This is a genomic window from Actinophytocola sediminis (assembly GCF_054779715.1).
This window is the reverse complement of the sequence record NZ_BAAGXS010000038.1, coordinates 55,320-75,842: the sequence shown is the minus strand read 5'-3', so window position 1 is coordinate 75,842 and position 20,523 is coordinate 55,320. Positions and strand designations below refer to the sequence as shown.

Annotated in this window: 21 protein-coding genes; 12 read left to right on the top strand and 9 right to left on the bottom strand. The window is 70.4% G+C overall.

Features of this window, described 5'->3' with window-relative positions; translation table 11 throughout:
* Nucleotides 1-5 precede the first annotated feature (5 nt).
* Nucleotides 6-371 carry an SgcJ/EcaC family oxidoreductase gene (locus tag ACYVIP_RS23820; protein ID WP_460399972.1) on the bottom strand — a complete coding sequence of 122 codons (366 nt, stop codon included), beginning with the start codon at nt 369-371 and terminating at the stop codon, nt 6-8.
* Between the two features lie 90 nt (nt 372-461).
* On the opposite strand from ACYVIP_RS23820, the gene ACYVIP_RS23815 reads away from it, so the two are divergent.
* Nucleotides 462-1,100: a TetR/AcrR family transcriptional regulator gene (locus tag ACYVIP_RS23815; RefSeq protein ID WP_460399970.1), complete on the top strand. Its 639-nt coding sequence runs from the start codon at nt 462-464 to the stop codon at nt 1,098-1,100.
* Between the two features lie 6 nt (nt 1,101-1,106).
* Here ACYVIP_RS23815 and ACYVIP_RS23810 read toward each other — a convergent pair whose 3' ends face one another.
* The gene (locus tag ACYVIP_RS23810; RefSeq protein WP_460399968.1) at nt 1,107-1,919 is read right to left on the bottom strand and encodes a hypothetical protein; all 813 of its coding nucleotides are present in this window, start codon (nt 1,917-1,919) and stop codon (nt 1,107-1,109) included.
* 190 nt (nt 1,920-2,109) lie between these two features.
* Here ACYVIP_RS23810 and ACYVIP_RS23805 point away from each other — a divergent pair, with 190 nt between their 5' ends.
* Genes ACYVIP_RS23805 through ACYVIP_RS23785 form a run of 5 tightly spaced genes read left to right on the top strand, consistent with a single transcriptional unit; the run spans nt 2,110 to nt 5,366 of the window.
* The gene (locus ACYVIP_RS23805) at nt 2,110-3,075 is read left to right on the top strand and encodes a GlxA family transcriptional regulator (protein ID WP_460399966.1); all 966 of its coding nucleotides are present in this window, start codon (nt 2,110-2,112) and stop codon (nt 3,073-3,075) included.
* Nucleotides 3,075-3,722, top strand: coding sequence for an HD domain-containing protein (locus tag ACYVIP_RS23800; protein ID WP_460399964.1), 648 nt, complete (start codon nt 3,075-3,077; stop codon nt 3,720-3,722). Before ACYVIP_RS23805 ends, ACYVIP_RS23800 begins: the two co-directional genes overlap by 1 nt.
* Before the next feature lie 41 nt (nt 3,723-3,763).
* Nucleotides 3,764-4,246, top strand: a complete 483-nt coding sequence (locus ACYVIP_RS23795) for a hypothetical protein (RefSeq protein WP_460399962.1) — start codon at nt 3,764-3,766, stop codon at nt 4,244-4,246.
* The gene (locus tag ACYVIP_RS23790) at nt 4,243-4,548 is read left to right on the top strand and encodes a DUF3817 domain-containing protein (protein ID WP_460399960.1); all 306 of its coding nucleotides are present in this window, start codon (nt 4,243-4,245) and stop codon (nt 4,546-4,548) included. The genes ACYVIP_RS23795 and ACYVIP_RS23790 overlap by 4 nt, the downstream gene beginning before the upstream one ends.
* 47 nt (nt 4,549-4,595) lie before the next feature.
* Entirely contained in the window at nt 4,596-5,366 is a 771-nt protein-coding gene (locus ACYVIP_RS23785; protein WP_460399958.1) for a GNAT family N-acetyltransferase, read from the top strand.
* A 6-nt stretch (nt 5,367-5,372) separates the two neighbouring features.
* On the opposite strand, the gene ACYVIP_RS23780 is transcribed toward ACYVIP_RS23785, so the two are convergent.
* Both ACYVIP_RS23780 and ACYVIP_RS23775 read right to left on the bottom strand, forming a co-directional pair.
* On the bottom strand, nt 5,373-6,116 hold the full coding sequence (locus ACYVIP_RS23780) for an SDR family NAD(P)-dependent oxidoreductase (protein ID WP_460399956.1): 744 nt from the start codon (nt 6,114-6,116) through the stop codon (nt 5,373-5,375).
* A gap of 119 nt (nt 6,117-6,235) precedes the next feature.
* Nucleotides 6,236-8,572 (bottom strand): glycosyl hydrolase, encoded by a 2,337-nt coding sequence (locus tag ACYVIP_RS23775; RefSeq protein ID WP_460399954.1) that lies wholly within the window; start codon nt 8,570-8,572, stop codon nt 6,236-6,238.
* A gap of 224 nt (nt 8,573-8,796) precedes the next feature.
* On the opposite strand from ACYVIP_RS23775, the gene ACYVIP_RS23770 reads away from it, so the two are divergent.
* Nucleotides 8,797-9,555: an ion transporter gene (locus ACYVIP_RS23770; protein ID WP_460399952.1), complete on the top strand. Its 759-nt coding sequence runs from the start codon at nt 8,797-8,799 to the stop codon at nt 9,553-9,555.
* A gap of 215 nt (nt 9,556-9,770) precedes the next feature.
* Entirely contained in the window at nt 9,771-11,246 is a 1,476-nt protein-coding gene (locus ACYVIP_RS23765; protein WP_460399950.1) for a GMC oxidoreductase, read from the top strand.
* On the opposite strand, the gene ACYVIP_RS23760 is transcribed toward ACYVIP_RS23765, so the two are convergent.
* Both ACYVIP_RS23760 and ACYVIP_RS23755 read right to left on the bottom strand, forming a co-directional pair.
* Nucleotides 11,227-11,718: a carboxymuconolactone decarboxylase family protein gene (locus ACYVIP_RS23760; RefSeq protein ID WP_460399948.1), complete on the bottom strand. Its 492-nt coding sequence runs from the start codon at nt 11,716-11,718 to the stop codon at nt 11,227-11,229. The genes ACYVIP_RS23765 and ACYVIP_RS23760 overlap by 20 nt on opposite strands.
* On the bottom strand, nt 11,718-12,791 hold the full coding sequence (locus ACYVIP_RS23755) for an NAD(P)H-dependent amine dehydrogenase family protein (protein WP_460399946.1): 1,074 nt from the start codon (nt 12,789-12,791) through the stop codon (nt 11,718-11,720). Before ACYVIP_RS23755 ends, ACYVIP_RS23760 begins: the two co-directional genes overlap by 1 nt.
* Before the next feature lie 252 nt (nt 12,792-13,043).
* Between ACYVIP_RS23755 and ACYVIP_RS23750 the strand changes: the two genes are divergently transcribed.
* The 3 genes from ACYVIP_RS23750 (at nt 13,044) to ACYVIP_RS23740 (ending at nt 15,606) form a co-directional block, all read left to right on the top strand.
* Nucleotides 13,044-14,234 (top strand): helix-turn-helix domain-containing protein, encoded by a 1,191-nt coding sequence (locus ACYVIP_RS23750; RefSeq protein ID WP_460399944.1) that lies wholly within the window; start codon nt 13,044-13,046, stop codon nt 14,232-14,234.
* Between the two features lie 249 nt (nt 14,235-14,483).
* The gene (locus ACYVIP_RS23745; RefSeq protein WP_460399942.1) at nt 14,484-15,035 is read left to right on the top strand and encodes a GNAT family N-acetyltransferase; all 552 of its coding nucleotides are present in this window, start codon (nt 14,484-14,486) and stop codon (nt 15,033-15,035) included.
* Between the two features lie 16 nt (nt 15,036-15,051).
* The gene (locus ACYVIP_RS23740) at nt 15,052-15,606 is read left to right on the top strand and encodes a sugar O-acetyltransferase (protein WP_460399940.1); all 555 of its coding nucleotides are present in this window, start codon (nt 15,052-15,054) and stop codon (nt 15,604-15,606) included.
* A 9-nt stretch (nt 15,607-15,615) separates the two neighbouring features.
* Here the strand turns inward: ACYVIP_RS23740 and ACYVIP_RS23735 are convergent, their stop codons facing one another.
* Both ACYVIP_RS23735 and ACYVIP_RS23730 read right to left on the bottom strand, forming a co-directional pair.
* Complete coding sequence (locus ACYVIP_RS23735; RefSeq protein ID WP_460399938.1) at nt 15,616-18,585, bottom strand: CHAT domain-containing protein; 2,970 nt, start codon at nt 18,583-18,585, stop codon at nt 15,616-15,618.
* 30 nt (nt 18,586-18,615) lie between these two features.
* The gene (locus tag ACYVIP_RS23730) at nt 18,616-19,446 is read right to left on the bottom strand and encodes an alpha/beta fold hydrolase (RefSeq protein WP_460399937.1); all 831 of its coding nucleotides are present in this window, start codon (nt 19,444-19,446) and stop codon (nt 18,616-18,618) included.
* Between the two features lie 100 nt (nt 19,447-19,546).
* Between ACYVIP_RS23730 and ACYVIP_RS23725 the strand changes: the two genes are divergently transcribed.
* Nucleotides 19,547-19,981, top strand: coding sequence for a winged helix-turn-helix transcriptional regulator (locus ACYVIP_RS23725; RefSeq protein ID WP_460399935.1), 435 nt, complete (start codon nt 19,547-19,549; stop codon nt 19,979-19,981).
* On the opposite strand, the gene ACYVIP_RS23720 is transcribed toward ACYVIP_RS23725, so the two are convergent.
* Complete coding sequence (locus tag ACYVIP_RS23720) at nt 19,932-20,522, bottom strand: TetR/AcrR family transcriptional regulator (RefSeq protein WP_460399933.1); 591 nt, start codon at nt 20,520-20,522, stop codon at nt 19,932-19,934. The two genes, ACYVIP_RS23725 and ACYVIP_RS23720, sit on opposite strands and share 50 nt — an antisense overlap.
* Nucleotide 20,523: the final 1 nt, after the last annotated feature.

Below are 20,523 nucleotides of genomic sequence, written 5' to 3'. Positions count from 1 at the left end.
CCCGCTCAGCGGCTGACCACCGGGGTGGTCTGGGCCAGCGCGATCCGCCAGGTGCCGTCGTCCCTGACCACCGCGAAGGTCAGCATGCCGGTGCGGCCGTCGTTGACGTGCTTGATCTGGTGGACCAGCGCGACGTCCTGGCGCAGGAACGTGATGTCGACCAGTTCGCTCCTGGTCAGCACGTCCTTGGCCGGGGTGCGCAGGGCCGTGGCCATGACCTCCTCGACCTGCGCCCGGCCGCGTAGCCGGATGCCGGTGAAGTTGACCAGCGCCACCTCGTCGGTCAACAGCCCGGCGAAGCCGGCCGCGTCGGTCTGCAGTTGCTCGGCGTCGCGCACGACCTGCTCGATCGCCTCGATATCGGGGTTCATCCCGGGCCTCCTTCGGTTCGCGGAGCGATTCGCTCCGGTTCGACGTTATGCCCGGAGCGGATCGCTCCGCAACTGGTATGGTCCGTGGCGATGACCACACGCACCGACCGCGCGGAACGCAACGACCGCGCGTTGCTCCAGGCCGCCCGCGACGTGCTGGCCGAGGACGGCGCGCACGCGTCGGTCGCCGCCATCGCCGCCAGGGCGGGGGTCGGCATCGGCAGCCTCTACCGCCGGTACCGGACGAAGGAGGAGCTGTTCCAGCGGCTCAGCGAGCTGTCGCTGGACCACTGGAACGAGCTGGCCGAACAGGGCCTGGCCGACCCCGATCCGTGGCGGGGGCTGGCGGCCTTCGTCACCGGGTGCGTCGAGTTCGGCCAGGGTTCGCTGGCGCCCATCGCCGGCGCCATCGAGGTGACGCGGGCGATGAACGCCAAGGCCGTTCGCGGCGACGAGTTGCTCGACGCGCTGGTGGCGCGAGCGCACGAGGCCGGCGTGCTGCGCCCGGATGTGGGCGGGGTCGACATCGCCATGCTGATCGAGCAGCTCGGCCGGTCCCCGCTGGTCGATCAGCTGCGCAAACAGGGCAGGGACGACCTGCTGCCGGCGGCCACCGAGGCCCGCCGCCGGCTGATCGCGATCGCGCTCGACGGGCTGGCGCCGGGACCGGGCCCGTTGCCCGGGTCGCCGCCGGGCGCCGAGCTGTTCACCGGCCGCTGGTCGAGATAGCGCGCGTCAGCGGCCGTACCGGCTCTTGAGGTGGCGCCACCAGTCCCGGAACATCCACGCGTCGAACTCGGTGATCGACGGGGAACTGCCGGCCTTCATGATAAAATTGGACACCCCGCTCGGCGTCCAGTCGTAGAAATCGTCAAGGCCGAACGTGTGCCCGATCTCGTGCAGCAGAATGGTCACGTCGGAACTGCCGAGGCTGTTGACGAAATACTCGCTGCCCATCCGCTGGCCCCAGTCACCGCCTGCGCCACCGCCCATCCCGGCGGTCAGCCACAACGACTGGTCATAGTGCCTGGCCACCCCGCCGGGGCAGTTGCGGTAAACACCGTCACGGACGAAGAACCGGCCGCACGGTTCGGCGCACTGCGGGGCGTTCTCCCGGATGTCGCCGACGTAGATGTCCACCGAGTTGTCCGACCACTGCAACTGCGCGCGGTCGCGCACCGCCCAGCCGACGACCTTGATCGGCACCTGCGCGTACGGCCAGTTGTTGTGCCCCACCATCAGGTCGATCCACTTCTGGTACTGCTCGGCGAGCTTGGCGTGGATGCGATCGCGCAGCGCGGCCGACACCGAGGCCGACGAATCCCAGCGAACGCAGAAGTTCAGGTAGCCGCCGTTGACGAAAACCTGGTCCCAGCCGTAGTTGCGGAACCCGTACAGGTCGCCGTAGGTGCTTTCCTGGTGCGACCACACCTGGTTGAGCGGGGTCACCAGGTTCGACGGCGGACTCCAGGTCGACGGGTTCGCCTCGGCGGCCGCGGGCTGGGCCAGCGCGCCCGCGGTGACCACGCTCAGGAGCACCGCCAGCATGTTTCTCGTCCAGGATCGCGACACTGCGATCCCCTCCTTCCGGATTTCAGTGGCCGCCCCTCACCAGCACTGTGACACCCGAAAACCTTTTCGACAACGAGACGATTCCGTCGGATTCCGTCCACAGGAGGTCCGGATCCATGGGTTGGATGTCCTTGAGGACCACGGGTTTCCTGACAAGACTTCCGGTGTGACTGAGGTTGACCGACGCGATGTCGTCGTCGTGGTGTGCTCGGGAGTGGTGCTGCTCGATCTCGCGGGGCCGGTCCAGGTACTGAACACCGTTGGCGGGTACCGGATACGCCTCGCGTCCCTGGACGGTCGTTCGGTGCGCTCGGACACCGGGGTGCTGCTGGGTGTCGACTGTGCACTGTCCGATGTGGCCGACCGGGTGGACACCGTGATCGTCCCCGGGCCACCGCCGGAGCTGCTCGAGGGACTGCCGCCCGCGCTGGTCGCCGAGGTCCGCCGGCTCGGCGGAGCCGCGCGCCGGGTCACCTCGGTGTGCACCGGTGCGTTCCTGCTCGCCGAGGCCGGGCTGCTGGCCGGCAGGCGGGCCACGACGCACTGGCACATGTGCGCCGAGCTGGCCGACCGGTTCCCCGACGTGACGGTGTGCCCGGACGCCATCTACGTGCGCGACGACCAGGTGGTCACCTCGGCGGGCGTGAGCGCCGGTATCGACCTGGCGCTCGCCCTGGTCGAGGAGGACCACGGCCCGGACGCCGCCAGGACCGTCGCCAGGCAGCTGGTCGTGTTCCTGCGGCGCCCCGGCGGCCAGTCCCAGTTCAGCGTGTGGGGCGAGGTGCCCCCGCCGCGCAGCTCCGCGTTGCGCGCCGTGCTCGACACGGTCGTGACCGAGCCGGCCGCCGACCACACGTTGGCCGGGATGGCGGCCCGCGCGGTGGTCAGCGAACGCCACCTGACCCGGTTGTTCCAGCGCGAACTCGGGATCACCCCCGGCCAGTACGTCACCCGGGTGCGCGTCGAGGCGGCGCGCACGCTGCTCGAGTCCTGCGACGCCGGTGTGGACGCCGTGGCGCGCCGCAGCGGCTTCGGCTCCGACGAGTCCATGCGCCGGGTGTTCCTCCAGGTACTCGGCATCACCCCGACCGCCTACCGGCAACGGTTCGCCCAGTCAGTACAGGAGATCTGATGTCCGACCCTGACCTGTCCCTGCCGACCACCGAGCTGGCCCAGCGGGCGCACGCGCTGGTAACCGAGGCACAGCAACCGTTCCTGCGCAACCACAGCGTGCGCGGCTTCCTGTTCGCGCGCGCGGCCGCCACCCACGAGGACTACGACGCCGAGTTGGTGTTCCTCATCTGCGTGCTGCACGACATGGGGCTGACCGAGCAGGGCAACACCGACCAGCGGTTCGAGGTCGCCGGCGCCGACCTGGCCGCCCGGTTCCTGGAAGAGCACGGCGTGACCGACCGCCGGGTGGACACCGTGTGGGAGGCGATCGCGCTGCACACCTCCCCGCAGCTGCACGAGTCGCCGGTGTTCCAACGCCGCCGCCCCATCGAGATCGGCATCGCGCAGACCGGCATCGGCATCGACATCGGCGGCCCCGACGACCCCGACCAGCTCCCCGGCGGCTTCGCCGAGCGCGTGCACACCCACTATCCGCGCCTTGGCGGCAGCCGCGCCCTCACCGAGGCCATCGTCGAGCAGGCGCTCACCAACCCGCTCAAGGCTCCGCCGACGACCCTCCCCGGCGAGATCGTCCACCAGCGCCACCCCTCGGTGCCCTACCTGACCTGGAACATGATCCTCGACGCCAACGCGTGGGGCGACTGACCGCACGTTTTTCGCTCACATACCAGAAGGTTGACAGAGCTATGGAACACCTCATGCTGTCCGTGCACGTGCTGGCGGCCATCGTGTTCGTCGGCGGGTCGGCAGCCGCGACGAGCCTGTTTCCCCGGTACGCGCCCGTTGCCGCCGCCGCCGTCGCCGTTGCCGTTCCCGCCGGAGCGGGCCCGGCGGCGGAGTCGGGGGAACGCAACCGTGGGGTGGCCGTCGCCCTGCACCGCATCACCAGGGGCTATGGCATCGCTGGCATCGCCGTCCCGGTCGCGGGGATCGTCCTGGCCGCCGCACAGGGCAGGCTGGGCGAGATCTGGGTCATCGTCTCCATGATCCTCACCGCGGCCGCGGGAGCGCTGCTGGTGCTGCGGATCACGCCGGGCCAGCACGCCGCGCTCACCGACCCGGACGACGGCAAGCGGCTGCGCGGGCTGTCCATGTTCGCCGGCATCTACAACCTGCTGTGGGCGGTCGTCGTCGTGCTGATGATCGTGCGCCCCGGCTACGCGCCGTGAGCGTGCTGTCGGTGCGCGTGCTGCGGGTCGCGGCCGGCGTCGAGACGGCCACCCTGGTGGTACTGCTGGCCAATCTGCTCACCACGCACACGGAGGCCGTCACGACGGTCGGCGGTCCGCTGCACGGCACCACCTATCTCGCGGTCATCGCGCTGACCGCGCTGGCGCCGGCCGGCACCCGCTGGCGCGCCGCCGTGCCGGGAGTCGGTGGGCTGCTCGCGCTCCGGCGGCTCCGCGACCAGGATTTGCGAAAACGCGAAACGGGCGAAGAATCCTCGGTACAGGCAGACACCACGACATAGATCCATGGAGCTGGGCAGTGCGGGTTCTGGACGACTCGATCGAATCGATGGCACAACTGTCCCTGGTGTGGCACACGATGGTGTGCGACCGGGACCCGCACGCCGATGTCCGGGACCTACCGGGCATCACCGTCCGGTGGTCCGACTGCGATTTCGCGTTCTGGAACTGTGTCACCCTGACCGATATCGGTGCCGACGCCGCGCTGCTCGCCCACCGCCTGCGAGACACCGCGGACATCATGCGGTCGAAGAAGCATGCCGGCTTCCTGTGGGTCTTCGAGGATCTGCTGACCGAGGACGGGCGCACGGCGCTGCCCCCGGCGGCCGAGGCCGCCGGTCTCACACCCGCCTTCACCGGCACCGGCATGGCCGCGGACCTGCTCCCGGCCACGGCCCCGACACACCCCGACCTGACGTTCGTCCGGGTGCGCACCGACGACCAACTCCAGGACTACGCCGACCTCAACGCGCGCGCCTACGGCTTCACCCAGGAGGCGGTCCGCGACGGACTGGCCGGCTCCCCACTGTGGAAGCACCGGGTGCACGCCTACCTCGGCCTCCGCGACGAGGTCCCGGTGACCTGCGCCGGCGTCGTGGAGGCGGCCGACCGGCTGTTCGTCATCCTCGTCGCCACCGACCCACGCTGGCAGCGGCGTGGCTACGGCGAGGCGGTCACCCGCACCGCGCTGCACGAGGCCGCCAGGGCGACCGGACTGACCCGCGCCACGCTGCACGCCACCGATGCGGGCGCACCGGTGTACGCCCGCATCGGTTTCGCACCGAACTCGCCGATCCACTTCTTCGGCCTGCGCGACTGACTCGGGTCAGATGTTGAACCCGCCGTCGACCGCGACCATCGCGCCGGTCAGATAGGCGCCCTCGGCACTCGCCAGATGCGCCACCGTCGCCGCGACCTCGGCCGCCGTGCCGTAGCGCCCCAGGGCGGTGATCCCGGCGGCCGTCGACGCGAACGCGCTGTCGGCCGGATTCAGGTCGGTGTCGATCGGGCCTGGATTGACCTGGTTGACGGTGATTCCCCGCGCCCCCAACTCCCTGGCGAACCCCTTGGTCAGCCCGATCAGCGCGGACTTGCTCATGGCGTACAGGGAGAATCCGGGAAACACCACCCGCTCGGCCACGTTGCTGCCGATGTTGATGATGCGCCCGCCCGCCACCATGTGCCTGGCCGCGGCCCGCGACGCGACGAACGGCGCCCGCACGTTGACCGCCACCGTCTCCGCGAACTGCGCCAACCCCAGCTCGGCGACCGGTCCGACGTGATACACCCCGGCGTTGTTGACCAGGATGTCCAGTCGCCCGAACTGGGCGGCCACCTGGTCCACCACCGCGCCGACGGCGTCCTGGTCGGCGCTGTCGGCCTGGACGGCCAGCGCCCGCCGGCCCATCGACCTGATCTTCTCCGCCACCGCCTCTGCTGGCTCGGCTCCTCGCTGGTAGGTCAGCGCCACGTCGGCGCCGTCCTCGGCCAACCGAACCGCCACCGCCGCACCGATTCCCCGACTCCCGCCGGTGACCAGCGCGACCTTGTTGTGCACAACATTGTTCATGCCGTCCACAGTGTCCGGTTGCCCGCCCGCGCGCTGGCGGAAATCAGTCCTCTCGTTGCCCGGCAGGACATCCCCGTGGTGATCGGCGTGCCGGTGCCGATCACCACGGGGAGCCGGGGTCACCGGGTGGTCGGCCAGGTGTGTGCGCCGGTGGTGGCGGTCTTGCCCGGCGGCACGGTCAGCGTGGTGCCGTCGGAGAACCGGACGCTCAGGTCCTGGTCACCGGTGTTGGCCGCGACATACGTCCGCGCACCGTCCTTTGTGAACACCGCGTGCAGCGGATGGTCCGCGGTCACCCCGGTGTCGACCTGGCCAAGCGCGCTGAGGTTGCGCAGCCAGTGGAACGTGTGTGCCCGGCTTTCGCCCTCCTCCACGGTATAACCCGAGTTGGCCCGGAACGCCGCCAGCGCGGCGTCCGCGTCGGACAGTGCCTGGAACGACCAGATGATGTCGGCCCACGAACGCGGCACCGCGCTGCCCGAGTTGCGCACGATCTCGGCGACGTTGCGGTCGACGTAGTCCGGGTCGTGGCCCAGGTAGAGCGAACCACCCGTGATCGGCAGCATGTTGATGCCGTGGATCTTCTCCGGGTCGGCGGTGAACCAGGTGGCGTAGGCGCCGCCGTCGCCCCAGACCATGCCGACGGTCGAGTGCTCGAAGCCCTCGGGGAAGGCCCGGTCGGACCAGTAGTTGTGGATGGCACTGGCCTGGGTGGTGTAGATGTACAGGCCGGCGTCGCGCACCGCGGTGTCCCCGGTGGCCTGGCCCCACTGGATGAGCGCGTTGGCGAAGTTCATGCCCTCCGACGAGGACTCCTGGTTGTTGCCGGCGAAGAACGCGCCGTGCCCGGCCGCCCAGTCGTGCCCGGCGAAGATGTCGAAGTCGCGCAGGAACGGGAACTTCGTGTCGCCGCGGTCGTAGTTGTTCGCGTCCCGGATCAGCAGGTCGACCATGCCGCCGTACTGGTCGTCGGCCGCCCAGGCCGGGTCGAACTTGGCCAGGGTCGCGGCGGCGGCGATGTAGTAGCCGTAGTGGAAGTGGTGGTCGTTGAGATCGGTGTCCGAGCCGTAGGAGGCCGGGTAGCCGATCAGCGTGCCCCAGTTCTGGTCGTAGTAGAAGACCCGCTCGGCCTTCCCCTCCGCCGCGGTGAACCAGTCGGTGAGCCGACCGCGGATGGCGTCCAGCATGGTGTCCCGGACGTCGGTGCGGCCGACCTGGTCGGCGATCTCGGCCAACCTCGCCGCGCGGCCGAGCGCCTTGCCCGTCCAGTAGGTGTCGTTGCCGAACCCGGCCAGCGGGTCACCGGCGGCGGCCTCGTCCAGGTAGCCGTTGAGCGTGGCCAGATCGTCGCCGGTCATGCCGACCGCGGGCACCTCGGGCAGCACACCGTTGTACTTCGTGTCCGTGGTGAACGAGTCCGTGCCGACGAGAACGTTCATCGGGCCGCGCGGCGACAGGTAGGTCTGCGCGATCGGGTCGCCGCCGGCGAGGTTCTGCGACTGGTGGGGATACAGCGCGACGACGGTGCCGGTCTCGGCGCCGTCGAGGGCCTCGGTGGTGAACCGGTAGGTGGCGCGCACGACGCTGGCCGACTCGTCGTAGTCCCAGGAGACCGCGGTGCCGGTGATGTGCGCGTGGGCGTACTGGCCGTAGGCGTCGGCCAGTTCTGTCCGCTCGGCGTCGGTGCTGGCCGAGGTGGTGGGCAGCACGGCGACGGAGAAGAAGTCCGCGCCGCCGAGGTTCGACGAGATCGCGCTGCCGGACACCGTCCACTGCGCGCCGGACGGGGCGTAGGCGACGTAGTCGTGTCCGTCGACGGTGAAGCCGACCCGGCTGCCGGTCTGGTCCCACACGGTCGGCGCGGCGGTGAAGCTCAGCTGCGCGTCGCCGCCGGTCGCCCTGGCGTAGACGAACGGCGAGCCGTGGCCGATGGTGGTGCGCAGGGTGCGGGTGCCGTCGGACCAGTAGGGGCTGACCGTCCAGTCGGTCCAGCCGTCGACCTGGGACTCGGCGGCGTTCAGGCCGGCGACGCCGAGGGTGAAGTCGGCGCCGTACTGGAAGTGGTACTCCCCCACCGTCGTCGGCGTGCCGGTGATGGTGGGCGTGGTGGCGTAGTCGACGCCGAGCCCGCCGGCGACCGTGTCGAAGGAGAACGGGTGGGCCATCAGGTTGTCGGAGAACGCGCACTCGGTGCGCTTGTAGACCAGTGAGGACCACCAGTCGTTGGTCGGCACCGGGCCGGGCGGGGCGTTGTCGGTCAGGTGCTTGCGCGGGTTGGTGGCGAGGTCGCCGCACGCGGTCGGCAGCGCGGCGCCCGGGGGCAACGTGGTCGTGTAACTGCCTGCCCCGACCGGTTCGGCACCGGCGGGTGCCGTCACGAGCAGGGGAAGCGCGGTGCCCACGATCGCCGCGGCTGCCAACACGGCGATCGTGCGCGGTCCAGAGCGGTTGCGCATGTGGCTCTCCTTTGAGCAGGGTGCAGGGCCACGGGCCGCGTGAGCAGGAAGAAATGGCGAGGCCCATGGAAGCGCTCTCACACTGTCTAGCAGCCCGGTCAGTCGAGGGTCAACCGTCCGAAATGCCTGCCTTGGCTCGCCGACCCCGGTTTTGCGCTGATCGCGCGATCGGGCATGTTCTGGTCGAGGATGAGCGCTGTCGACACTCGCCGGAGGTGCCTCGCGTGACGTACCCACAGGTGCGCGGCCAACAGATCCCGCGCCGGATCCACCAGGTGCTCTTCATCGACTGGCTGATGTTGCTGCTCGCGGTCGTGTCGGTCGGCCTGCTCGCCTGGGTGTGGCTGGCCGATCCACCCGAGGAGACGCAGAACCTGCTGTTCACCATCGACGTCGCCATCTGCGCGGTGTTCCTCGTCGAATTCGTCTGGCGCTGGCGCAAAGGCGGGTGGGGCTGGAAGTTCCTCGGCCGCAACTGGTTCGAGATCGTCGGCATGATCCCGGTGTCCCATCCGGCGCTGCGGGCGTTCCGGCTGATCCGGATTGTCGTCCTGGTGGCCAGGGTCGGCCGCGCGGTGGACCGGACCCTCGGCGACGCGGTGACCCAGCGGCTGGTGAACCGCTTCCTCGGCACGGTGATCGACGTGCTGAAGAAGCCGGTCACCGTGGCGGTGCTCGACGAGGTGGTCGCCGTGCTGCAGACCGGGCACTACGCGCAGAACATCTCCCGGGCGCTGGCCGAGAACCGGACCGAGCTGCGCGGCATGGTGCTCGACAAGATCCGGGCCGATCCGACCGCCGGCCGGTTGCGCAGGCTGCCGTTCCACGACGAGATCGTCGGCACGGTCACCGACACCACGATCCGGGTCGTGCTGGAGATGCTCGCCGACCCGCGCACCGACAAGATGATCAACGACACCCTGCGGGAGAACATCAACCAGATTCGCACGGCCGTCCACGACGACGAGCCACAGCGGACCTGACTTCGCGCGCCGAGCCTGGACTTGACCTTCCTCACTACGTATAACAGGTTCTATTGTCCCTGCGTAACGAGGAGCCGCACATGGGCGTGCATGGCCTTCCCAACAGGCAATCGACCACCATCAGACGTCGCTCACTAATTGCTGGAACTGGTTCTATTCTTGGCCTGGCGGCGCTGGGCGGACGGGCAGTCGCGGACATCGGCAACGGCGCGCGCGTGCCGGCGCTGGTGATCGGCAGCGGTTACGGCGGCTCGGTGGCCGCGCTGCGGCTCGCGCAGGCCGGTGTGGACGTCGACCTGGTCGAGATGGGGCTGTCCTGGGACACCCCGGGCACCGACGGCAAGATCTTCGCCAACACGACGACCCCGGACTACCGCTCGTACTGGTTGCGCACCAGGACAAAGCAGCCGGTCTCCAACTTCCTCGGCTTCCCGCTGGACAAGGATGTCACGCCCTACACCGGGATCCTGGACGCCGAGGAGTTCGCCGGCATCACCGTCTACCAGGGCCGGGGGGTCGGCGGCGGCTCACTGGTCAACGGGGGCATGGCGGTCACGCCGCGCCGGGAGAACTTCGCGGCCATCCTGCCGACCGTCGACGCGAACGAGATGTACGGCGTGTACTACCCGAGGGCCAACACGGAGCTCGGCGTGAACAACGTCGACCAGTCGTGGTGGGAGTCGGTCGACTGCTACCAGTACGCCCGCGTCGGCCGCAAACACGCGCAACGGTCCAACCTCCCGTTCACGCTCGTGCCCAACGTCTACGACATGAACTACATGAAGCAGGAGGCCGCCGGGACGGTGCCCAAGTCAGCGGTGGCCGGGGAGTTGTTGTACGGCAACAACTACGGCAAGAAGTCGCTGCCCAAGACCTACCTCGCCAAGGCGAAGGCGACCGGCCGGGTGCGGGTCTCGCCGCTGCACCGGGTGACCTCGGTGCGCCCGGCGAGCACCGGCTACACGGTCGACATGGAGGTGCTCGGCACGAACGGCACGGTCACCACGACCAAGTCGGTCACTGCGGACCGGGTGTTCTTCGCCGCGGGCAGCGTCGGCACCAGCAAGCTGCTCACCAAGCTGAAGGCGACCGGCGCGCTGCCCGCGCTCAACAACGAGATCGGCGCCGGCTGGGGCGACAACGGCAACGTGATGTGTGGGCGGGCCAACCATCTCTGGGACCCGACCGGCGCGGTCCAGACCTCGATCCCGACCGCCGGCATCGACAACTGGGTCGCGGGCGGCGCGTTCGCCGAGGTGGCACCGCTGCCGACCGGCATCGAGACCTGGGCCTCGTTCTACCTGTCCATCACCCGCAACGCCAACCGGGCGCGGTTCAGCTGGAACCCGGCGGCGAACCGGGTCGAGCTGAACTGGCAGACGGCGTGGAAGCAGCCGTCGATCGACATGGCGAAGTCCATCTTCGACAAGATCAACGCCAAGGAGGGCACGATCTACCGGACGGACCTGTTCGGCGCGTACAAGATCTGGGGCGATCACCTCACCTACCACCCGCTCGGGGGCGCGGTGCTGGACAGGGCGACCGACAACCACGGCCGGCTGCGCGGCTACCCCGGACTGTACGTTGTGGACGGTGCGCTGATTCCCGGCAACACCAGCGTGAACCCGTTCGTCACCATCACCGCGCTCGCCGAGCGCAACATCGAGCGGATCATCGAGGACGACCTGTGACCGGTAGCACGCAGGCGGTGTCCAGGCCGAGAACGCGGTTGAGCCGGCCGAAGGCCAGCCACGAGCCGATGCTCATGGTCAGCTCCACGATCTCGGCCTGGCTGTAGCCGGCGGCCAGCCTGGCCCAGAAGTCGTCGTCCAGGTTGTGGTGGTCGGTGGTGTACCGCTCGGCGTACTCGGCGGCCAGCCTGGTGCGGTCGTCGAAGGCGTCGGCGGTGCGCCACTGGGCCACCGCGTCGAAGAAGGCGTCGTCGACGGTCTCGCCGTCCCGTTCGGTGCGCCAGTCCTGGCAGAACAGGCAGCCGTTGAGCTGGGCGACGCGCAGCCGCGCGGCCTCGAACTCCCGCAGCCCCAAGGAGGTGTGCTGGTACACGGCGAGCGAGAGCTGGGCGGCGGCCGGGCCGATGCCGGGCACCAGTTCGCCCCACACATAGCCGATCGGGTCCTTGCCGTCCGGGATGTCGATGCGCATCACGTTGTCCTGTCGGTGAGTCGGCCGGGGCGCAGCGGGACGTCGAGTGCGTCGTAGAGGCCGGGTGGCGCGTCCGCGAGCCAGTCGATGGCGTTGACGAGCCGGTTCACGCCGGTCGCGGTGCCGCCGGCGGACCGGTTCACGCCCTCGTCGGTGGCCTCGACGGTGACCTCGATCCGTGGCCTGCCCTCGACGATGACCCGGTGGGCACCCGCGCCGCTGGGTGGCTGTGGCCAGTCCGGCGCGCAGGAGGGGTGGATCCGGGTGACGTGCTCGATGACGATGCGCGGCTCGCCGTCGACGATGCCGCGTACCTCGAACCGCACCGCGCCCTGGGTGCCGGCCGCGAACTCGCCCATGGTCGTCGTCCGCACGGTTGTCTCAAGTGGACGGCGGGCCATGGTCTCGTCGAGCTTGTCGACCTCGACGCCGAGCGCGCGGGCGATCATCCTGACCTGCCCGCCCCAGACCATGCTGGGCACCGAGGGCAGCAGCATCGGCGCCGGGTAGTCCATGGGCTGCCCCATGCCGACGAGGTAGCGCACGGAGTCGGGTTGGTCGTAGGTGGAGTAGTCGAAGATCTCCTGACAGCGCAGCACATCGACGCGGGTGCCGAGGCCCGACAGCAGGACCGGCAGCACGTCGTTGCCCCACCCGGGATCCACGCCGGAGGCGAACAGCGAGCCACCGCCCTGGAGGACGGCGTCCTCGATCGGGTCGAGCAGTGCCGAAGGAGCGTTCCGGTAGTCGTACAACGGATACAGCGACGGAGTGACCACGACGGCACCCGCGCGGACCGCCTTCGCGAGGTCGGCCAGCGCCTCGTCGCCGCGGATGTCGCCGGAGGCGGCGTACACCACGGCGCGCGGGCGGGCGGCGAGCACGGCGTCGACGTCGTCGGTCGCGATGACGCCAAGGTCGTGACCGAGGTCGCCGAGTTCCCCGGCGTCCCGGCCGACCTTGTGCTCATCGTGCACCAGCACGGCGGTGAGCGTGAGCCCCGGATGGGCCGCCACCGCACGAATCGCGGCACGACCGACGTTGCCCGTTCCCCAGACAACAGTGGCAAGCATGCGCCGAGGCTAACTGAAACACGTTCTAGTTGACAACGATGTCCCGCGAGCGGCTGGACCTTCGCCATGGTAGTTACTACTCGTTCCACAATGAGGGCTGCGGCCAGCGGCGCAAGATCGGGTAGGAACCTGGCAGATGCACGTGCAGGCGACACTCGGAGGTAGCCTGAACCTGTACCTCTTCGCCGAGGGAATGCCCCGGTCGACGGACCGGGGGTGCGAAGGGGCCAACCGGCGAAGAAGGTGTGATCCATGGACGTTGACCGCGCCCACATCGGCCACCGCATCCGAGAGATCCGTGTCTGGCGCAACATGAGCGTCACCGCCACGGCTCAGCTGGCCGGCATCTCCCAGTCCTACCTATCCATGATCGAGCGCGGACACCGGCCGGTGACGAAGCGGGCCGTGCTGGAATCACTCGCATTCGCGCTCCGCGTGCCGACGAGCGAGTTCGACACCCTTTCCGACGGGGATCCGGTGTCGCGCGCCTCGACGCTCGCGGCGGTCGAGTCCGTGCTGACCGAGTGGTGGCCCGGCGAGATCCCGGACGACTACGCCGCGCGGCCGTGGGCTCAGGTCGAGGCCGACCTGGAGCGATTGGTCGGCGATCTCCGGCCACGCGCCGACTTCGCGGCCCAAGCCGAGCTACTGCCAGGACTGCTGCACGATCTCCTGATCCACGCCGGCACCGACGAGCACCGCACGGCCGCGCTCGTCGGACAGATCGGCGCCTATCACGCGGCAGGCAACGTCGCGTCCTGGCTTGGTGCGCGGCCCCTTGGGCTGATCGCGGCCGACCGGATCCAGGCCGTCGCTGAAACCCTCGGTGACCCCGCATGGCTGGGTGTCGCCGCTTGGACTCGCGCGCACTTCCTCTCCTCGGCCAGCCGGCCCCGGCAGTACCAGCTCGCGGTGGCGTCAACCGACGTGCCCGGTGCGCGGCTGGAGTCCCGGGGAATGGGGCACCTGACCGCGGCATTGGCGGCGTCCGCGCAGGGCGATGGTGCGACGGCCGATGATCACCTGGCCGAGGCGGGCCTGGTCGCCGACCAGCTCGACACCGAGGTCAGCGACTGGGGCCAGTTCACGATGAACTTCGGGCGCGCGAACGTCGGCACCTGGAAGCTGGCGATCGGCGTCGAACTCGGCCGCGCCGGCCACGCCGCCGAACACGGCCGACAGGTCCAGTGGCGAGCGCTGCCGCAGTCCCGGCAAGGCGCGTACTGGGCGGACCTCGGTCGGGCGTTGGCGCAGGACCGGCGGACCCGAGACCAGGCGGTCAGGGCGCTGCTGACTGCCGAGCAGATCGCACCGCAGCAGGTCCACGCGTCGATGTTCGTCAAGGACGTGATCACCGATCTGATGGCCACGGCGCTCCGCGAGGCGGTCAGCGGGGATCTGCGGCGGCTGGCACTCCGTGCAGGAATTGCCCCTACCGGGTGACCATCACAGGTTTGTGATGAGGTGCGTGCGGACGGTTCTTAACCTCGGGTCGTGTCGTTGGTCGAGGTGGAGGGGCGTCCAAAATGGTGCGTCGAGGGCAATGGGACCTGAGTAGGTCTGGGCCTTGTGCGCGGCGGCTGTGATGACCACCGTCGAGTATGCTCCCTATTCGGAGGGACTTGCCGAGGCAATGACCACGCAAGGCAAACTCGATGAAGCTGTACTGATCGAAACGCTGGGATAACGTTCGTGCTCACCAACCTGACATTAACAGTGCATACCGGAGATACCAGCTCGCTCGATCCGGTGATGCACATGTACTCCGAAATATATGCCGAACCTCCATATCACGAGGATTCGGACGACGTCGAGCAGTTCGCTCAGCACTGGGTATCCTGGACCGGGACAGCAGGGTTCACACTTGCCCTGGCGCAGGTCGACGACTTGTTTGTTGGATTCAGCTTCGGCGTGCCGCTGAGCCCTGACACCGGCTGGTGGAGCGGCCTGCGCGATCCGGTTGAGGACGAACTGACCAACGAGTACCCAGGACGCACGTTTGCCATCATTGAACTAGCGGTGCTTGCGCCCTATCGACGCCGGGGCATCGGCGAATCTCTGCACAACAAGCTGCTGGAGCGACGGACAGAAGAACGAGTCACGTTGCTTTCCCGTGCCGACGCCGCGCCAGCACGCTCCGCCTATTCAGCGTGGGGCTATCAGGATGTCGGCCGAGTTCAACCTGGAAAAGACGCGCCCGTGTATGTTGCCATGATCCGCAGACTCCCGCTTGCGGCAAGCTAGTACAAAGGACAGCGACGTGGGTGACGAGAAGGATCGAATGCTGCGCGGTGAGTGGTACCGCGACGAGCCCGACCTGGCCGAGGATCGACGGCGCTGCGGGCGCCTGCTCGACCAGTTCAACGCGACCGAGGCCGACGGCCACGGCGAGCGCCGCCGGATCCTGGAGACGCTGCTCGGCAAGTTCGGCCCCGGCGCGTCGGTCCTGCCGCGTTTCCAGTGCACCTACGGCTCGCTGATCAGCATCGGCGCCAACAGCTTCGTCAACTACGACGCCATCTTCATGGACGACGCCCAGATCACGCTCGGCGACGACGTCCGGATCGGCCCGAGGGCGCAGCTGCTCACCGCGCTCCATCCGATGGAGGACCACGAGCTCCGGCGCGCCGGGTGGGAGCGGCCGGTGCCGATCACGATCGGCGACAACGTCTGGCTCGCCGGCGGCGTGCTCGTCTGTCCGGGCGTGACCATCGGCGAGAACACGGTGATCGGCGCGGGCAGCGTGGTCATCCACGACGTCCCCGACCACGTGTTCGCCGCCGGCAACCCGGCCCGGGTCATCCGGCAGCTCTGAGATGACCGGTCAGGCTCCGGTGTGGGTGTGGGCGGCCCACACTGTTGGCAGATCGGGATAGCGGTCGCGCAGCAGCCTGGTCACCTGGTGCAGCACGGCGGCGCTGCGGTCGGTTCGTGGTGCCCGCCCGCCGTTATCGGTCAGGCGCCGGTAGAACTCGATGGCGAACTCGGCCGCGATCCGGTCGTCGATGGCCCACAGGGTGCCGACCACGTGCCGATAGCCCGCCAGCTGGAACGCCCCGGTGATGTGCAGGGACTCGTCGACCAGGCGCAGCGCGGTCACGCTGGTGGAACAGGCCGAGAGGTACGCCAGGCCCGCCGACACCCGCAGCGCGCCGATCTCGGTGACGGTCAACGGCGCGGTGGCGTGGTCGGCGAGGATCAGCTGGCTGCGCGCCGGATCGGCCCAGTCGGCGCGGCCGTGGCAGGCGAAGTGCGCGATGTGGTGGTGGGGCAACGCGGCCAGGACCGTGTCGTGGGTCGGATTGGCCAGCAGGTTGGCCGCCGGGAGGAGTGCGCTGATCGCGGTGGCCTCCTCGGCCACTCCGGGCAGCGCGGCGCCGGGAAGGTCGGGCACCGGGACGATCACGGCGGTGGGTGCGGTGATCGTGTCGGTCTCGCTGGTGCGGGCGGCCGCGGTCGGGGTGTAGGAGGAGATGACCCGGTCCAGGGCCGTGCGTGGCTCGGTCGCGTGGTGGTGTCCGGCGGCGTGCAGCGGCAGGAACGCCATCGCCCCGACGGGACACCACCAGACCCGGGGCCACGGCCCGTCCGCCGGCGGGGGCGCGGTGTGGCCGAGGTGGCTGAGCACGGGTTCGACCACGATGTCCCACAACCAGGCCAGGATCGCACGGACCTCCTGTTGGGCGGTACGCGCCGACGGGGGCGCCAGGTCCCGGGTGACGGCGCTGCGGCACGCGGACAGCAGGCGGTTCGCGTGCTCGGTGACGGCGCGCTCGCTCAGCCCGGCCAGCCCGACGACGTGCACCGGGTCGTCGGGGTCGGCGGTGAGGATGAGGGCGTCGCCTCGGGTGGGGTTGGCGGTCACGTACACGATGGGTCCGTCGTGCGCGTGCCGGGCCAGGCGCGCGATGCGCGGTGTCCGCAGGAAGTCGGCGAAGTCCGGCAGCCGGCGAACCTCCGCCAGCGCCCGCACCCAGTCCTGGTGTGCGGCGCGGCGGCTGGCCGCCAGGTGCGGGAACCCGACCGTGTCGGGCGTGGTGTGCACCCGGTCCAGGTCGACGAGTCGGGTACGCGCCTGGTCGAGCCGGGTGGCCAGGTCGGGATGGCGGTCGCGCAGCCGGTCGTGGTCGCCGCCGCGCAGCCCGACGGCGTCGGCGGAGAGGATGCCGCCGGTGCGCTCCAGCAGTTCCACCGCCCGCGCGGGTCGGCCGGCGGCCAGCGCGGCGGCCGCGGCGTCGGCGGCGAGGCTGCCCAGCCGGCCGAGTTGGTGTTCCCGGTCCGTGCGCGCCAGGCTGTCGGGGGCGAGGATCTCCAGCAGGTCGATGGCCTGCTCGATGGCCGGCAACCCCTCGTCCTGGCCGGCCAACCGCGCGAGCCGCTGGTAGGCCTGGAGGCGCAGGAACGTCATGCCGGACGTGGTGTCGCCCGCCTGCCGGTAGCAGTCGCGTGCCTCGGCCAACGCGCTCGGCGTTCCGGTGCGCTCGTGCAGGGTCTGTAGCGCGACGCCGAGGTCGTACAGGCAGGTGGTGCGTTCCGGATGTTCGTCGGGGGTGGCCGCGACGGCCTCCCGGCCGGCCAGTGCCGCCTCGTGCAACAGGTCCAGCTCGTCGGTGAACTCGAACAGGGTGCGCAGCATGAGCCCCAGGTTGTGCAGGTAGCCGGCGCGTTGCGCGTGGTCGTCGGGAGTGGCGGCCACCGCGTCGCGCTCGAACCGCACGGCCTCGCGCAGCACGTCGGCCCGGTTCGTGTTCTCGGCGAGCATGCCGAGTGTGCCGGCGAGGCCGTTGAGCAACGAGGCGTGCCGGGGATGGTCGCGCGGGACCGCGGCCACCGCGGCGTACCCGACCTGTACCGCCTCGCCAAGCACCGTGGCCTGGTCGGTGCGTCCGTACAGCGCCACCAGCGTGCCCGCGAGATTGTGCAGGTACATGGCGTGGTCCGGGTGCTCGTCGGGGGCGGCGGCCACCGCGTCCCTGCTGATCTCCACCGCCTCGCGCAGCACGGTCAACTCCCCGGCGCTCTGGTACAGGACCTGGAGCGTGGCCCCCAGGTTGCTGAGGAACGCGGCCCGCAGCGGGTGGTTGGCCGTGGCGGCCGCCACCGCGTCGCGGCCGGCCTGCGCCGCCTCCCGCAGGATCGCCCGCTCCCCCGTGCGCATGGCCAGCAGGCGGAGCACGCCGCCGAGGTTGTCCAGGTATCTGGCGCGTCGCTTGTGCCGGCGTGGGGTGAGCGCCACCGCCTCGCGGCCGGCGCTGACCGCCTCCCGCAGCACGGTGAGCGCGTCCTCGCGTTCGGACAGCATGCTGAGCGCGGCCACCAGGTTGTTCAGGTCGTTGGCCCGGTCGGGGTGGTCGGTGGTGGTGGTGGCGATGGTGGCCCGCAACCGGTCGACCGCCTGGGTGAGCTGGGCCAGCTGCCCGGTGTGCAGGTAGGAGCTGAGCAGGTCGATGCCCTGGCCGCGCGCCGCGTCCGCGGGATCGGTCGGCGGGCCGTCGGTGAGCACGTGGTGGAGGAACGCGGGGACGGACTCGGGGCTGACGTGGAACACCGGTCGCAGGTAACGGATGGCCGCGGCCGCGTCGTCCTCGTCCAGTCCTTCCGGGACGACGTCCCAGCGGGCGCAGTGATAGAGGCCGAGGGCGTGGGCGGCGGTCAGGTCGGTGGTCGGGTCCGACGCGGCGGCCAGCCGTTCGGCGGCGGCGCCGGCCTCGTCGTCGAGGATCTGTTCGGGATCGGTGCGGCAGCGGGCGAGATGGTGGTACAGCGCGGCCAGCGCCGCGTCGCGTTCCAGCATGCCAGCCCCCCGAGATCCGCCGTCCGGAGATTACCCACCCGCGAGGAACGACCGCAGGATCGGTGCCAACACGTCCGGGCGGTCCAGGGGGATGATGTGGCCGCAGTCCTCGATGAGGTGGCTGCGGAGATCGTCGGCGACGGGGCGCAGTTGGTTGGCCAGCGTGTCCCCGACGGGGTGGGCACCGACCGCCATCGTGGGCATCCGCAACCGGGCGGTCGCGGTGGCCTCGGCGAGTTGCCGCGCGGTGGTCGGCATGGCGCGGTAGTACTCGAACGCGCAGCGCAGGGCCTCCCGGCCGGTGTAGGCGGCCACGAAGTGCTCCCGGATCTCCGCTGGCACCCCGCGACCGCGGGTGCCGATGCCGAGGAACCAGTCGACGTACTCCGCCTCGTGCCCGACCAGGACGGTCTCGGCGAGGTCGGGCACGGCGTGGAACCCGAACCACCACGGCGGTCCGGCCGCGAGGAAGTCCTCGGCGCCCGGCAGGCCGCCGAGCAGCGACTCCATCACCACGAGCCGGGTCACCCGGTCCGGCCGGCGCATGGCCAGCAGGAAGGCGGGGGGCGTGCCCGCGTCGATGCCGACCACCGCGGCGGTCGGCACGCCGAGCGCGTCGAGCAGCCCGTCGGCGTCGGCGGCCAGCGTGGCGGCGTCGTAGCCGTCGGCCGCGCGGGTGGTCGCGCCGAGGCCGCGCAGGTCCGGGGCGATGACCTGGTGGTGGCCGGCCAGGTGCGGGATGACCGTCGACCAGAGCCGCCAGGTGTGCGGAAACCCGTGCAGCAGCAGGACAGCGGGTCCGGTGCCGGTGACCGCCACGGTGATCTCGATGCCGTTGGCCGTGACCCGTCGCTCGTGCACAGCGGCCCTCCTCGTCGGTTACCATTGGTTACCAGGGCACTGTAGGTAACAGCGGTGGCGTGGCCAAGACCGCACTTTCCGGACAGGTGGTGAGCTCGAGGTGACCTCGTCGACGGCACGCACGCCGAAGGGCAGGCGTGGCGACGTGTTCGATCCCGGCTGCTCGACCCGCAGGCTGCTCGACCGGGTCGGGACGAAGTGGACCTCGCTGGTGGTCAAGGTGCTGGCCGAGGCCGACCCACCCGAGGTGCGGTTCGCCGAGCTCCGACGCCGGATACCGGGTGTCTCGCAGAAGATGCTGTCGGTGACCCTGCGGAGCCTCACGCAGGACGGCCTGGTCGCCCGGCGCGTCGAGCCTACCGTGCCGCCCAAGGTGCACTACCGGCTCACACCGCTCGGCCGGTCACTCGAGGTCCCCCTCGCCGCCCTGCGCGTCTGGGCCGAGGAACACATGCCGACCATCGACCGGGCCAACGCGGCATACGTCAACGAGGCGGCCGCAGCCCGTCGCACAGGACCGTCGCGAGGCGACTGACCGGACCGGCCTCGCCCCGATGGCGGCGCGCCGCCAGGCAGCCCGCCAGCAGCGCGCGGACGTCGGCGAGGTCGACGTCGTCCCGGACCGCGCCCGCCCGCTGCGCGCGGGCGAGCAACCCGCCGAACACCGCACCGAACGCGTGCCGCACGTCGGTGGCGGTGGCGGTGGCGGTGTCGACGCTGATGTCCCCCGCCGCCTCCAGCGCCTCGCACAGCGCTTTGTTGACCGACGTCTGCTCGATCACCGTGGCGAAGAAGTCGTAGAAGGCGGCCCCCGGGTCGTCGCGGTCGAGCAGCCCGCGCGCGTCCGCGATCACGTGGTCGATCTGGTCCGCGACGACCGCCGCGAACAGCGCTTCCTTGCTGGGGAAGTGCCGGTACACGGTGCCCGCGCCGACGCCGGCGCGCCGGGCGATCTCGGTGAGCGCGACGAGGACGCCCTGCTCGGCGAACGCCGCGCGGGCCGCGGCCAACACCTTCGCCCGGTTGCGGCGGGCATCCGCGCGCAACGGCGGCGGGACCTCGGCGGCCGGCGCCATC

Excerpts from the sequence above, each read along its gene's own strand:
- ACYVIP_RS23750 (WP_460399944.1), top strand. The coding sequence starts at position 13,044 with ATGGACGTTGACCGCGCCCACATCGGCCACCGCATCCGAGAGATCCGT.
- ACYVIP_RS23785 (WP_460399958.1), top strand. The coding sequence starts at position 4,596 with ATGGCACAACTGTCCCTGGTGTGGCACACGATGGTGTGCGACCGGGAC.
- ACYVIP_RS23780 (WP_460399956.1), bottom strand. The coding sequence starts at position 6,116 with ATGAACAATGTTGTGCACAACAAGGTCGCGCTGGTCACCGGCGGGAGT.
- ACYVIP_RS23720 (WP_460399933.1), bottom strand. The coding sequence starts at position 20,522 with ATGGCGCCGGCCGCCGAGGTCCCGCCGCCGTTGCGCGCGGATGCCCGC.
- ACYVIP_RS23755 (WP_460399946.1), bottom strand. The coding sequence starts at position 12,791 with ATGCTTGCCACTGTTGTCTGGGGAACGGGCAACGTCGGTCGTGCCGCG.
- ACYVIP_RS23760 (WP_460399948.1), bottom strand. The coding sequence starts at position 11,718 with ATGCGCATCGACATCCCGGACGGCAAGGACCCGATCGGCTATGTGTGG.
- ACYVIP_RS23795 (WP_460399962.1), top strand. The coding sequence starts at position 3,764 with ATGGAACACCTCATGCTGTCCGTGCACGTGCTGGCGGCCATCGTGTTC.
- ACYVIP_RS23810 (WP_460399968.1), bottom strand. The coding sequence starts at position 1,919 with ATGCTGGCGGTGCTCCTGAGCGTGGTCACCGCGGGCGCGCTGGCCCAG.
- ACYVIP_RS23735 (WP_460399938.1), bottom strand. The coding sequence starts at position 18,585 with ATGCTGGAACGCGACGCGGCGCTGGCCGCGCTGTACCACCATCTCGCC.
- ACYVIP_RS23800 (WP_460399964.1), top strand. The coding sequence starts at position 3,075 with ATGTCCGACCCTGACCTGTCCCTGCCGACCACCGAGCTGGCCCAGCGG.
- ACYVIP_RS23815 (WP_460399970.1), top strand. The coding sequence starts at position 462 with ATGACCACACGCACCGACCGCGCGGAACGCAACGACCGCGCGTTGCTC.
- ACYVIP_RS23820 (WP_460399972.1), bottom strand. The coding sequence starts at position 371 with ATGAACCCCGATATCGAGGCGATCGAGCAGGTCGTGCGCGACGCCGAG.
- ACYVIP_RS23775 (WP_460399954.1), bottom strand. The coding sequence starts at position 8,572 with ATGCGCAACCGCTCTGGACCGCGCACGATCGCCGTGTTGGCAGCCGCG.